Below are 13593 nucleotides of genomic sequence, written 5' to 3'. Positions count from 1 at the left end.
GCTTATAATCACAGCTGAAATAGAGCTCGTCTCAGGTACGCCACCATTGACCTTCGCTTTTGTCCGTGTTGTGGTTACAATGCAGGTAAGCCCAAAAATAAAGCCTGAAGGCTTATCTGAAAGAAAGTATAACACGGACAAATCGATTCTAAGTATTCGGACGGCTGGGGCCCCGTTACCCCAACCACCGAACACTAAGAATCGGGCGCTACGGTCAATGGCAAGCAGCAAAGCTGTGGCTGAACCTAAAGTTGTCTGAGACGTTCTCGTACTCTAATAATCAAGTGGCTGCTTTTTATATAGGAAACTACTTACACACTTTATTTGACAAACCCAATCGAATCATAAAAATAAACCCAAACGCTTAACACAAAAGCGTTTGGGTTAATTCTTTTTATCAATAAAACTGCCGTCAGTACCGTAAACATTAGCGTATGGGTTTATGTACTTCTTGTTGGATTGGCGTTTTTTCTTTAAGTAAGCTAGGTCAGATTTAAACGATTTGAAGAATTGATTAACCTTTAACTGTAGTTGCTGATCAAGTTCAACTAATGTCTTTCCTACCTTTTTTTCACCGTCACTATAAGGTGGTTGAATTTCCTTTAACAGCTTATCTCGCTTGGAAACATAATCATCAAAGAGATTAACGATTTCTTCGCGACTCTTTTTAGATTGTTCTAAGTGCTCTATCATCTGTTCAGTTAAAACATATAGTTCATTTAACGCCGGCATTAATTAATCCCACTTACTTTTTGTTGTTTATTTAACTTCAGGACTTCCTTCCAAGTATCACGAAACTCAACAACTAATCCCTCAACTTCATCTAAGACCTCAACGTCGTTTTTCAAATTAGCCTGAACCAATTGATGGCCAATATAATCATACAATGGCATCATTTGGTGAGAAATCTCATAATCCATATTTAATGTCACCATTAGTTCATTGATAATATTTTGAGCTTTTTGAATGTTTGTATTTTTAGTTTCTATATCCTCGTTTTCTATACCTCGTTTTGCAAGTTTAATAAACTTAATACATCCATTATAAAGCATTAACGTTAATTCCCCTGGTGTAGCAGTTTGAATAGAATTCTGTTGATAAGCTTGATGTGGTTGATTGTAAGACATAATTTTCACTCCTCATATCAATTACTGACCGCCACCAAATTGTTGCATTAAATAGGCAGACTGTTGATTCATCTGTTGAATGGCTTTCTCCATTTGAGTAAATTGATCCCAATAACGGGATTCAACCTGCTGTAAACGACGCTCGAATTCTGATATTTGTTTCTCCATCGATATTAATTCGCGCCCCATTGAATACTGCTGTTCTGTACGTAACTCTGTACCTGCCTTTTCAGAAACAAAATCCATCGTATTTTTTAAAGAATCCTCGACTCTGTTAATGAGGCCACGATCATCGCCGTCAGAACTATTTGATAATAGGTTCCTCACTGCATCTGGATTATTTTCAATGGCTTCGCGAAATTTACCTTCATTGAAAACCAGTTTACCATTATCTCGATAATTAGAACTTGTCGTTATACCTAAATCAGCTAAGCGATTATAATCTTCATTCCCGGTGTCAACTGTTTCATACCAGGCTGACCTCATATCCGAAAGTCCACTTTGGAGAATATTATCGTTTCGTAATACCCCACTCACGGCCTTTTCTTCCCAAAGCTCAATTTCACGTTCTGTCATTTCTTCTTTTTGGGCATCAGTCAAAGGCGGATAATCACGGTGACGTTCTTCTGAAGTTTTTTCTGTTATCGTTTCGATAATTTCATTATATTTGTCAACAAATTCTGTAATTTTATCAACTGTAGCGTTTTTATCATTTGAAACATCGATAAACGCTGTACCTTCAGTTGTATTCGTCAATTTAAAATTAACATCATTTAACGTGTATTCATTAGTAAAGGACTCTAATTGAAGTCCGTTATAATTAAACTCAGCATTTGTACCGCCAACTTCATTCGGTTCCCACTGACCCGATTGATTGTTATATGTTCCGTTTTTAATTTGAAGTGTGTCTGTTAAAAAGCTAGAATTTGTCTGACCATCGAAACCAATTTCAGACCCTAAATAGCGTGATTCATCTGTATTAAAATCACCGGATTTCGTTCGTTCTAAAAAAACTTTATCTGAATTAGCATCATAAAATGCACGGACTTCACCATCTGAATTTTCGCTAATGCGGTTTAAAACATCATTTAACGAATCTTGGGTAACATCAACATTAACTGAATGGACCGTTTCATTTCCATTTTCGTCAAAAGTAGAAAATTCCAAAGTACCAGATTGAGGAGCATTTTTAAATGATTGAGTCTCTAATACAGCATCTGGATCAATTTTTGTGTCTCCATCAGATATACCTTGTTGACTAACATTCATAGCTTTTGAAGCCAATTCTGTTACTTCAATGGAATAAGTCCCTTCTTGAGCCCCATTCGTCGCTATAGCAGTCACAGCCCCTTCTTGCGAAGAGATTGTTGTCTTTGATTGATAAGCATGTGAAAGCTTCATATCCATGAACATATTTTGAAACTCAGATAATTTAGTGTTGATTTCACGGTAAGCATCCCGTTGCCACGTTAACCAAGTTTGATCTTGTTTCATCTTATCTAATGGAATACGTTCAGCCTTCATTAAATCATTAACAAGACTATCAATATCCATCCCGGAGGCTAAGCCACCAATTCTCATGTTGTTACTCATCATACCCATATCTACACCACCCTTTAAATTTTCTCATCAACAATTAATCCCATAAACTCTGCCATTGCTGCATAAACATCTAGTAGTTTCTTAGGAGGTATTTCTTTTATAACTTCATCCGTGTTCTGATCAACAACCGTCACATAATAACGGTCTAATTTATCATGTAACTCATACTTCAAAGACGTATCTACTGGTTCCAAGAATTCATTTAATCCCTCTACTAATTCACTTGCTCGTTCCTTCGTTATCTCTTCACCAGATTCTCGTTTTGAAGCACCCTCTTCTTGAATCGCCTGCAATTTCGGTTTTGTCTTTGTATGCTCAACACCGTGTCGTCCTTTCGTTCCCGATTCCTGCAGGAGTTGAAAATTTGCTAAAATAGAATCTATTTTCATATTAACAACTCCTATTCCGTCCTTTTAGTCATTATATCGGTATAATCAAGTTAAACTTTACTTTTTCTATTAAATATGTAGTGTAAATCGAGTAGAGGAGAAAATTAAATAATTTTCTGCCCCTCTCACACCACCGTACGTACGGTTCCGTATACGGCGGTTCAATTTATATCACAGTGTGTACTTTTAAGTAGTATTCATAGGCAAAGGGGGTACCCCTTTGCCTTAATCGTTTGTTAGATAGCGCTCTTTGCACAACCTTCGATCGTGCAATAAAACGATATCCCTTCAGACAGTAAGTTAAGCCTTTTGCTTCCTCTTTGGGTATACCAAGTTTGACAAGCGATTTTATTCTCTTCTTACTACTCTTCCATTGTTTCCAGATGATAACTCGCAGTCTAGAACGAAGTTTTTCGTCTATTCTTCCGAGCACCTTCTTCATATTAGCTATCTTGAAGTAGTTGACCCAGCCAAAAATAACCTGTTTCAGTTTAACGATTCTCATGTCTAGAGAAATACTCCAGCTTCGTTTCGTTAATTGGCGTAACTTCCTTTGGAATTTCTGTACTGATTCTCTATGCGGTCTAGGTTGGAATTTCTGTTTATTTGAGTCATAATAGAAACCAAATCCTAGGAATTTTGTTTGACGAGGTCGGGAAATTCTACTCTTTTCCGTATTTACTTTCAACCCTAATTTCTTCTCAATGAATTTCGTGATGGAGGTCAGCACTCTATTCGCAGCCTTTTCACTTCTAACGAAAATAAGGCTATCATCTGCGTATCTAACGAATCGCAGTCCTCTTGCTTCCAATTCCTTGTCCAACTCATTCAACATAATGTTACTTAAGAGTGGACTGAGATTACCTCCTTGTGGTGTTTTTGGTATATTTTCATATTTTCCGTTGACCATCACACCACTTACAAGGTATTTCCGTATAAGTGAGATGACGTCTCCATCTTTTATTGTATGAGAGATAATCCTCATCAGCTTGTCGTGATGTACCGTATCAAAGAACCGCTCTAAGTCAATATCTACTAGCCAATCATATCCGTCATTTAAATATTCTAGTGCTTGAACAATGGCCATTTCACAGCTTCTCCCCGGTCGGAAACCGAAGCTGTATTCACTGAATTGTTCTTCGAATATGGGGCTGAGTTTCTGACTAATTGCCTGTTAGACCACTCTGTCGACAACCGTTGGGATACCTAGCTTACGTATCTTTCTATTTCCTTTCGGGATTTCTACTCGCACCGCTGGTGCGGGTCGGTAATTCCTTTTTCGGATTTGGGCACGCAGTTCGTCTTTGTGCTCTATTAAGTGTGCCTTTAGCTCTTTTATAGTCACACCATCAACTCCACTTGCACCCTTGTTGCGATAAACACGTTTATAAGCCCGGTTCATGTTTTGGTTGCTTAAAATTTCTTCTAAAAGTTCCACACTCGTTTCTCCCTTTTCTTTCATGTGACGATAAGACACTTCGCTTTTGAGTATCCTCTGAGATACGCTCATACTTTCCTCATTAACACATTCTGAAGTATATCTTTCGTGCAATCATGGCGTAGAAACACTATAAATTGTTCAGCCCTTCATGATAGAAATCGCTACTATGGCTTCGGCTGACTTCTCACGATGAACCTTTTTCGACCAGCTTTCTTTATAGGGGACTCCTCAGCTGTCCGTGAGACCTCCCAGGGTAAGACAACTACCTTTCCTCTTTTACTCGCCTGATTTACTCTGTAGGATTACGCACATCTTTTGGACTTTGACTTGACATGGAGCCTTATCCGCCTACTAAAGCCTTGGTATCAGATTTCTGTTCGTCGAGTCAAGATTTTGATACACGCTTCCTTCAGCGCTAACCTCGCGATTAGCGCCTTGCGCTTCTCTAGTGGTTGGTTGATGTGTGCCCCCAAAGTGGACTTTCACCACCTAGATAGTCGCCATGCCTGGCGCACATAGTAAAAGGCCACCCTAATGGGTAGCCTTTGGAAATCTGTATTATTGTAGTAATTGTAATACACCCTGAGGTTGTTGATTGGCTTGCGCGAGCATTGATTGAGACGCTTGAGATAGGATGTTGTTCTTAGTGAACTCCATCATTTCTGCCGCCATCGTGCGACCATTCACTTTCATGAATGACTAGACTATATCTTCACCCTCAACTTAACTTGTTAGGGGCCGGGCACTTCGGATTAACAAATTGCGTCTAATTTGTTTCACCTACGGGTTTCATCACCTTAGCTTTCGCCTTAGATGGTTTACCCTAGTCGTTGAACCTTCTCCAAACTTTCGTTACAGGAGCTTGGCTGCTGATTGCCCAACTTTTCTTTTTTTGACCATCACGGTTGTTGTTTCCAACTACGTTGTGGTAAGAAAAGCTTTAGGGTTTCCCAGCAATTCACCCGATCATACTCTCTAACCGTTACCAGTTAGGACGACTATGCCTTTCACTGCTTATGCAGCTTCAGCATGATCAACGTCACGGATACGTGATTCTGCAGCAGTTAGGTTTTCTGATGCTGTGCTTAAGTTATTAATTGTGTGTTCAAGACGGTTTTGAACAGCACCAAGTTCAGATCTCTGTGTTGATACCGCTTCAATAGCGTCATCTATTTCACCTATAGCTGTATCTGCATTTTCATAACTACTTAAGTCAATTGCATCAACACCACTTTCACCCAATTCAGAAGCTTCCATATCACCGATTTCGACAACCAATTCTTGATCTTCGTTAGCACCAATTTGTAGTGTTAGTTCACCAAGTTCGCCACCCTCATCTAAATCACCATTTATTAAATTCATACCGTTAAATTCTGTAGTATCAGCAATTCGATCAATTTCCTCTACTAACTGATCAACCTCTTCTTGTAATGCATCGCGATCCACAGTATCATTTGTATCGTTCGCAGCTTGTACTGATAGCTCACGCATACGCTGTAAGATAGAGTGAGTTTCGTTTAGCGCACCTTCGGCAGTTTGAATTAATGAAATACCATCTTGTGCGTTTTTCGTAGCCATGTCTAAACCACGGATTTGTCCGCGCATCTTCTCGGAAATCGCTAGACCTGCAGCATCGTCGCCAGCACGGTTAATTTGAAGACCTGAAGATAATTTTTCTAAAGAGCTTTGTACGTTGTTCGTGTTGTTTGTTAGTTGGTTGTGCGTGTTTAACGCAGCAATATTGTGATTAATACGCATGTGAAAGTTCCTCCCTGAATTTTAATTTTTAGCCACATCCTTGTGACTTTGTTAATGAAACTTTAGTCGGCCGACATATGTTTCATTTTCTAATACTTATATCGTCAGGGATTATACGATGTTTAGTCTTTTTTGAGATTTTTTAGCAATTCAATTGTATGTTCTGTTTGGGAAGCTTGGCGGTTAGCTTCAAGGATTTGTTGATAGATTTCAGTACGGTGTATATCAACATGTCGGGGAGCATCAATGCCGATCTTGATTTGATCACCCTCCACTGCAACAACTTCGATCGAGATGTCCTCACCAATTTGAATCGATTCGCCGACTTTACGTGTTAAAACGAGCATCCTACTCCCCTCCTTTGATTTGTATTGGGTGCTTTGTGTGGTACTGTTCTTCTTTTACGACGATTTGTTTGGCAATCATCTTTTCTTTATTAAAAATAACGGGAGCTTTTAAGTTTATCGTCGATTCTTCAAAAGGTTTATTTACCGTAATCATACAGCGAATAATAAGCTGTTCGTTAGTCTCCAAATCTAGTTGTTCAATGACTTGCTCATCCAAGTCAAATTCATAGTTTTTATAAATAAGGAATGGATCTGTCACAACAAAGGCTAGTTCTTGATTATCAATCGACTGCAGGGCTTGAAACATCGGATTGCCTTCAATATCGATTAAAGCAAATTCCTTTTGTTCAGAAAATCCCGGTATACCACTTTCAAATGTAATAACCTTTGATTCATCAATTTCAATTTCACCAAAATAGGTGGTATTTAATTTCATATTCATCCGTCCTTTTATTAAATTTCAACATCTATTTGTAATTCATTCTGTTGTCTTAAATAGATTTCAATATCTCCACGTTGGTAATTTATGATTGGACTCTGTGTTTGCGCATTTATAATCGGTTCATTTCTTTGCACGCGGATATTGATTTCACCTGGTTCATAGCTCGTTTTGACGGCAAAATGTGAAGGAATCCAACCAACATTAAATTCCTTCATCGGTTCATAGGCGTTATTTTTTCCAATAGAAGCAATAGCGTTCCCACCGTTTTCAATTTTCATCAATTGGTCACCTTCTTGAGACTCCTTAGCCAAAGACTGTAGCCACGCTTGCTTACCCTCTTGTGCATTCCGTTCAGCAGCTTCTATTGGTCCATATAACCCCATATCGCTCCAAGCCTGAGATTGGTCAATATCGAGTTTAGGTGGTCTTCGATCAATTTGAACATCCGCCTTTGGCTGCTGAATCGATAATTGTGCCTTCGGTTGTTCGATGGTTTGCTGACCTTGTGTCGTATTTATCCCTATTAATGCCATTTGTGATTGCATGCGTATTTGAGGAAACTGCATATGTCTTCAACACCTTTGATTAAATGCTAAAAAGACTATCTGCTTAAACAGATAGTCCCTGTTCCCATATTATCTTAAGAAATCCATTAAAGTTGGCTGAATGATTCTTGAGCCTGCTGCTAATGAGGCGCGGTGCACACTTTCCTGCATCTTTAAGTTCATAATGACTTCTTCAATATCTGCATCCTCATTATCTGATAAAAGTTTCGTTGTGGAGACCTTTTGCTGTCCTAAACGATTTTCAACCATTTCTACTCGGTTCATCCGTGCTCCGAGATCGGCGCGTTCATTAATTAAACCTTGGGAGAATCCATCTATGTCTGAAAGGTAGTTATCAAGGTCTTCTCCAGTTGTATTTGGATCTTCCAAAGCTTGAGTGATTTCATCCAATTTATCAAACATATCCTTACTAAATACATTATCAGGATTAACATTTGCCTGTAATTTCACGCCATCAGAGACTTCAATCATCACTGCTTCATTATTCGGTGGATCTACCTTTAGTGTCCCATCGTCGTTAAATCTTTTCTCTGTTGTATTGGTTCCATTAAAAATATATTTATTATTCACTTTCGTATTAGCCAAATCGTATAGATGTTCTTTAAGCTGTTCGACCTCTTCCCCAATATTATTCCGTTGGTTATCCTCATACGTATCATTACTTGCTTGAATAATAAGTTCACGAGTTCGTTGTAAAGCTTGATTTGCTTCATCCATCGTTTCATCGGAATTATCCATCCAGTTATGAACCTCAGAAATATTTCGTTCAAACTGCTCGACTTTCGTTAAGGCTGAACGATAACTAACACCCTTCATCGCGACAACAGGATCATCCGATGGGCGATTAATTTTTTTGCCTGACGATAATTGATCCATGTATTGATCCATATTAGAGTAGCTATTACTGATGTTACGTAGCATATTGTTATTCAACATTGACTGTGTCACGCGCATTATCATTCACCTACCTTCCAACGATACCCATTTGATTAATAATCCGGTCGAGCATTTCATCGACCGTTGTCATGTTCCGAGCAGCAGCATTATAAGCGTGCTGGAATTTAATCATATTGGCCATCTCTTCGTCCAAGGAAACACCGCTAACGGATTCGCGGTTGTTTTGAACGGATTGACGTAGCATTTGACTGTTATCCGCCATTCGATTGGCTTCTTGAGCTTGTACGCCTAGTTCTCCAATCATACCTTCATAAAATTTCTGAACTGATTTGTCTTCTAAGTCTGCTATTGGTTCTTCTCTTACATCGGCTAATTCTATCGCATTTTCGCCGTTACCGGGTTCATCTGCCCGTGATGAAGCTGCGATTAAGCTGGCGTCATCTTTAATGTCCTGATTGACTCGAATAGTCGCTGCGGAATTTTGATTGGTATCAACCTCAAAAAAGGCTCTTCCTGCATCACCATTTAAATCAAATCCTGCCTGATGCTGAGTATTAAATGCCTCAACCATTTCAGTCGCTACAAGATTTAAATCCTTAATCTTCTCTGAATAAATCCCAGTTGCTTCGCCAGCAGCATTTTCATAGCCATTCGCTTCCATCATCCCGCGTAACGAGCCAGTTGATGTAAACTGTTCGGGCCCTAAATTGAATTCGACGTTGTCTACATTACCTTCATCATCAACGTTACCAAAGTTAAAACCTGTCACAACGTTTTGCCCTTCAACCTGGCCAAACTCTACATCAATACCAGTCATTTCATTACTGGCGTTAATTAAATCAATGGGGTTACCGCCGTTTTGGATTGGATCTCCATTTTCATCAGCCAAGGTTACAACCGCTTTACCCATCGCTGTGTCTTTTGAATTTCCGCCGCTATCAACATAATCTACTGAAACATTGACCAAACCTGACAGTTGATCGATTAAATTATCACGTTTATCATACAAATCGTTCGGTAAATAGCCATTCGGTTCCACACGTCCAATTTGATCATTAACCTTTTGAATTTCAGTTAATAACGAATTAATGTCATTGCCAGCCGTATCCATTTGACTTTCGAATTCGCCTTGGACTTCGGTTAACTTTTGGTTTAAATAATTAAATGAATCAGCTAAGGCGACACCACGTTGTTGTGCCACTCTTCTTGCACCCTCGTCCTCTGGGTTAGTCGCCACATCTTGAAGACCTTCCCAAAACTGGTTCATAGCCGCTCCAAGCCCTTGATCAGTCGGTTCATTCATAATATCTTCCATCCGACTCAAGGCTTCCGCACGCGAACCCCAGTACCCGTTTTTATTGTTTTCATTTCGGTACTGGAAATCTAAAAATTCATCGCGTATACGCTCAACTTGTCCAGCTTGAACCCCTGTACCAATCTGCCCCGGAATTTCCGGACGATTTCGACCTGGTGCTGGGAACGGGCTTGTCTGTTCAAAAACGACACGTTGTCTTGAATACCCTTCCGTATTCGCGTTGGCAATATTATGTCCCGTTGTATGTAAAGCTGATTGTTGTGTGAATAACGCTCGTCTTGCAACTTCTAATCCATGAAATGTTGAAGGCATATAATCTCGCTCCTCTATGCTTTTGAATCAAATACGGATGTATTAGGTTTCTGATTGGGTTGATCTTTTGTTTTATCGTAATTTATATTTTTGGATTGGGGTTGGAACATCTCCATTGAGAGTTCGATAAATTGTAGTGATTGCTGTATTAAATCCTGGTTTAATGCTTCTTGTTGCTTCAAATCTGCTAAGTTATAAATCAATTTCTCGTAAACCTCTTGTAGTTGTCCCTTCAATGCTTCGTCTTCTAACAACTCAATTAACTGGCTGATAGTCTGCTCCGACTCATTCGGTGCATGCTGCTGAAACCATTCATCCGTTAGTTTGACTCGTTTAGATTCAACTTGCTCAATCGCTTGTGCATGCTTTCGTTCTTTCATTAACAATTCATTGAACTCATCAATTTGGCTCTTCTTAACGAGCTCCGTTTTTTGCTTCGACAAAGTTAGCAAACTCTCATTTAACTGATACAATTTCTCTAGATGTTCTACAATAGTTTGAATAGACAAAGGAATACTCTCCTTTATACCCGTCGATTATTCCAGAATTCAATCATTTTCTCAGCTGTCTTCTTCGGGTCGATTTGATAATCTCCGTTTTCTACCTGTTGTTTAAGCTCTTTCACTTTTTCCTGACGAGCCTCAACGATTTCGTTTCCGTCCTGTAGTTTTTTCGCCTGATTTGAGATTTCTAATTTATCTTGGGGTTGTTGGGTGTTTTTGACATTGTCTTGTTTCTGCATTTGTTTGAGATATGGATTTAAATTCGTATTGTTTAATGGATTTATTTTCATCAGTTTTCACCTCTTTTTAGCCGATCTGTTCACTAGTCATAATATCGGTTCACTTGATGAAAAGTTTAGTTTTCCTTCTCATTTTCTTGCGCAAGATTGACGTAGGCACGTTCTCTGTCTTTTTCCGCTTCTTGTTCCGCAATTGTCTTCGGTTGATCGTCTGTAATACCTGCCTTTAGCTCACTTACACAGTTTTTACATAACTTGCCCTCATAGATTGGATTGCCACAACGTTCGCATCCATACGATAAATTCGGGAATTGTGTTGGACGAAGCCTCCTCTGCTTCACCCATTTCATGATAAGTTTTTCCCTAACGCCTGTTGCTTCCGACACCTCTAACACGGTCGCCATGCGATTTTTCTTTTGGCGTATAAACTGGTACACCGTTTCAAACTTTTCCTCTTCCTCTTTATAACAATTATTACAGACATCTATACGGCCTTTCACGAATAAATTACCGCATCTTGGGCAATTGGCTAACTCTCCCATTTTGAATCCTCCCCCGGCAAATCTTTCTATCTATTATATCGGTAGAAGGACTCAATCACAAAGTCTTCTTCGGAAAATTTTTGTTATGTAATTCGGAAAAACCCCGAGTTACATTCCTCTGTAACTCGGGGCTTCCAGAAGCTATGCTTTCGCCTACAGCTTCTTTAACGTCTTGATAAAGGTACCCACCTTCATGTTTGTTTAATGTTTGATCAAAATTTACGCAATGTTTATTCACATTACAAAGCGAGATTTAAAACATATTACATTAAACAAATCATTGTGGGACTTAATATTATACTTCTGTCCTTTTTATGTTTTTTCTACATTTTCTTTTTAATAATTACAAAACCTACAACTGTAAGATAGGTGATGATTAAATGGATGAACAGGAACGAGAAGAATGGTCGATTCATTTCCTGAACGAATCTCCCAGATAAATAACTGCACTTTATTTATCACATGATGTTCGTCGCCTATTATGGTGATAAATTTCAGCAAAAATTCGGTAAGTAAGATGATATCGATCACCCTTGGAACTGAAGGTGTTATTCACCTTCAGTTTTTTATTATAGACTAATAATCTTTGTAAATGCCAGCAAAATTCATTTCTAGAAGATAATTAAGTCTCAATTGACGTAAATGAAAAATTGTTTTATGTTTAGACAAATACTTATTTTGCAAATAAGCACGAAGGTGATTAAAATGGATAGGTTACATAGTAGCGATGATATTTTAACAAAGTTAAATATACTTGACCATATTTGTCAAACTCGTGGAATAGTTGCTGAATTAGCTATTTTAGGTGGTTCCGGAATTTTATTATACATGGAGAATATCGGACAATCATTTCGCCCAACTCAAGACATTGACGTTAATCTAATTAACACCAATGATATTCAAAAGTTAACCGAAGCTTTATCAGAAGCGGGTATCGATTTAATTGGAGGAATTAGTGAAGTACCACCATTAGAGGATTATACAAATATTGACTTTCTTTATGAAATCAATGCGGAGTTTGACAACCTTCGAATATTTGTCCCTGACATCGAGCTACTAGCCTGTTTTAAAATTTTCTCTTCTCGAGAAAAAGACCTCATTGATTTAAAAGAAACTGATATTTTGAAACAATGCAATAAAGAGAAATTAATAGGATTAGTTGATGAGTATAAACAGTATATATTAAAACTTGATAATCCAGATTTAAATTTACACCAACTATTTCACATTTTAAAGGAAAAAGGTATATAGTATAATAATAAAGGTTATTCTACTGAAAGGAGGTTTTAACGGTGAATACACTTCGTCATAACCCAAGAAAAGTAAAAAAGGAAACGTTAATCGACGCTTTAAATAAAGAAGTTAAATTCCATAAAGCTGGTGGAACGAGTTATCGTAAAGATACTGCAAATTTATCACTTCATGTTGCTAAAAACGTTGATGATGTCTCACTCTTTTTAAATCCAAGGTCTTCACGTCAATTAGTTAAAAATTTATTATCAGCCTATGATAAGTATCGTCAACAGGACGTCACTAAAATGTTACATGTCACCGCCAAGAACCTCTATTTAAATCATAACCTTTCTGATGAAATGAAAGCTCATTTAAAACGTAAAATGAGAACAAGGAATTCCAAACAACCTTTACTGGTTAAATCACGATACAAACGCTAAAAAATAATTTATAAATTCTAAAGCCATCTATAATATTGAGATGGCTTACTCTATGAAAAATTTACATTCTACAGCGAAGTTGTTTGTACATAATAAGTATAGTCTTGGTTTAACTTCAATTGTATTCTTTGCATATAGAATGGCTAATTGATTATATTTCTCCTTTAGATTCTGAATTGTTGTTTCATATTTACCTACCTCTCATGTTCTTGGACTATTTGATGGCTCTCCTTATCTAAGGTTCTCAAGTAATTACAGATTTTCTTCACCAAAGTTATATCAAAGGTCACAGTCCCAGATTTCTCTTTTCAAAATTTGTTTGTTTTTTACTCTACAATGTAATGACACTTTATGATAAACCATTTTTTTACTTAACCAAGTTCCTATATTATAAAATTCCGTCATTTCAACTTATCCCCCAACATTTCTTAATTAATATC

Annotated in this window: 16 protein-coding genes and 2 pseudogenes; 3 read left to right on the top strand and 15 right to left on the bottom strand. The window is 37.9% G+C overall.

Annotation, left to right across the window (positions count from 1 at the left end; genetic code table 11):
- A partial coding sequence (locus BLP77_RS15940) for a hypothetical protein (protein WP_176753104.1) occupies positions 1-259 on the top strand: 259 nt, incomplete at its 5' end.
- A 125-nt stretch (positions 260-384) separates the two neighbouring features.
- On the opposite strand, the gene fliT is transcribed toward BLP77_RS15940, so the two are convergent.
- From fliT to BLP77_RS15410, 15 genes and pseudogenes are all read right to left on the bottom strand, one after another.
- The gene (gene fliT, locus BLP77_RS15480; RefSeq protein ID WP_093858027.1) at positions 385-732 is read right to left on the bottom strand and encodes a flagellar protein FliT; all 348 of its coding nucleotides are present in this window, start codon (positions 730-732) and stop codon (positions 385-387) included.
- Positions 732-1127: a flagellar export chaperone FliS gene (gene fliS, locus BLP77_RS15475; protein ID WP_093858026.1), complete on the bottom strand. Its 396-nt coding sequence runs from the start codon at positions 1125-1127 to the stop codon at positions 732-734. The genes fliT and fliS overlap by 1 nt, the downstream gene beginning before the upstream one ends.
- A gap of 21 nt (positions 1128-1148) precedes the next feature.
- The gene (locus tag BLP77_RS15470; protein WP_245686909.1) at positions 1149-2729 is read right to left on the bottom strand and encodes a flagellar hook-associated protein 2; all 1581 of its coding nucleotides are present in this window, start codon (positions 2727-2729) and stop codon (positions 1149-1151) included.
- A 14-nt stretch (positions 2730-2743) separates the two neighbouring features.
- Positions 2744-3118 (bottom strand): flagellar protein FlaG, encoded by a 375-nt coding sequence (gene flaG / locus BLP77_RS15465; protein ID WP_093858025.1) that lies wholly within the window; start codon positions 3116-3118, stop codon positions 2744-2746.
- A gap of 166 nt (positions 3119-3284) precedes the next feature.
- Positions 3285-4556, bottom strand: a pseudogene (gene ltrA / locus BLP77_RS15460) (group II intron reverse transcriptase/maturase).
- 561 nt (positions 4557-5117) lie between these two features.
- Positions 5118-5231, bottom strand: a pseudogene (locus BLP77_RS15455) (flagellin); the annotation flags it as partial.
- Positions 5232-5573: 342 nt separating this feature from the next.
- A complete protein-coding gene (locus BLP77_RS15450) occupies positions 5574-6317 on the bottom strand; it encodes a flagellin N-terminal helical domain-containing protein (RefSeq protein WP_093858023.1) in 744 nt (247 codons plus the stop codon).
- Positions 6318-6439: 122 nt separating this feature from the next.
- The gene (gene csrA / locus BLP77_RS15445; protein WP_093858022.1) at positions 6440-6664 is read right to left on the bottom strand and encodes a carbon storage regulator CsrA; all 225 of its coding nucleotides are present in this window, start codon (positions 6662-6664) and stop codon (positions 6440-6442) included.
- Position 6665: 1 nt separating this feature from the next.
- Positions 6666-7100 carry a flagellar assembly protein FliW gene (gene fliW, locus BLP77_RS15440; RefSeq protein ID WP_093858021.1) on the bottom strand — a complete coding sequence of 145 codons (435 nt, stop codon included), beginning with the start codon at positions 7098-7100 and terminating at the stop codon, positions 6666-6668.
- A 17-nt stretch (positions 7101-7117) separates the two neighbouring features.
- A complete protein-coding gene (locus BLP77_RS15435; RefSeq protein WP_093858020.1) occupies positions 7118-7672 on the bottom strand; it encodes a DUF6470 family protein in 555 nt (184 codons plus the stop codon).
- A 69-nt stretch (positions 7673-7741) separates the two neighbouring features.
- A complete protein-coding gene (gene flgL, locus BLP77_RS15430; RefSeq protein ID WP_093858019.1) occupies positions 7742-8626 on the bottom strand; it encodes a flagellar hook-associated protein FlgL in 885 nt (294 codons plus the stop codon).
- Between the two features lie 10 nt (positions 8627-8636).
- Complete coding sequence (flgK, locus tag BLP77_RS15425) at positions 8637-10196, bottom strand: flagellar hook-associated protein FlgK (RefSeq protein ID WP_093858018.1); 1560 nt, start codon at positions 10194-10196, stop codon at positions 8637-8639.
- Positions 10197-10210: 14 nt separating this feature from the next.
- Positions 10211-10705 (bottom strand): flagellar protein FlgN, encoded by a 495-nt coding sequence (locus BLP77_RS15420; protein ID WP_176753103.1) that lies wholly within the window; start codon positions 10703-10705, stop codon positions 10211-10213.
- 14 nt (positions 10706-10719) lie between these two features.
- Positions 10720-10989, bottom strand: coding sequence for a flagellar biosynthesis anti-sigma factor FlgM (flgM, locus tag BLP77_RS15415; protein ID WP_093858016.1), 270 nt, complete (start codon positions 10987-10989; stop codon positions 10720-10722).
- Positions 10990-11054: 65 nt separating this feature from the next.
- On the bottom strand, positions 11055-11480 hold the full coding sequence (locus BLP77_RS15410) for a TIGR03826 family flagellar region protein (protein ID WP_093858015.1): 426 nt from the start codon (positions 11478-11480) through the stop codon (positions 11055-11057).
- A 705-nt stretch (positions 11481-12185) separates the two neighbouring features.
- Between BLP77_RS15410 and BLP77_RS15405 the strand changes: the two genes are divergently transcribed.
- Positions 12186-12731 (top strand): DUF6036 family nucleotidyltransferase, encoded by a 546-nt coding sequence (locus BLP77_RS15405; RefSeq protein WP_093858014.1) that lies wholly within the window; start codon positions 12186-12188, stop codon positions 12729-12731.
- A 41-nt stretch (positions 12732-12772) separates the two neighbouring features.
- Positions 12773-13153: a hypothetical protein gene (locus BLP77_RS15400; protein ID WP_093858013.1), complete on the top strand. Its 381-nt coding sequence runs from the start codon at positions 12773-12775 to the stop codon at positions 13151-13153.
- Positions 13154-13593: the final 440 nt, after the last annotated feature.

The sequence above is a fragment of the Tenuibacillus multivorans genome (assembly GCF_900103915.1).
GTDB classification, from domain to species: domain Bacteria; phylum Bacillota; class Bacilli; order Bacillales; family Alkalibacillaceae; genus Tenuibacillus; species Tenuibacillus multivorans.
This window is presented reverse-complemented; position numbering and strand designations above follow the sequence as displayed.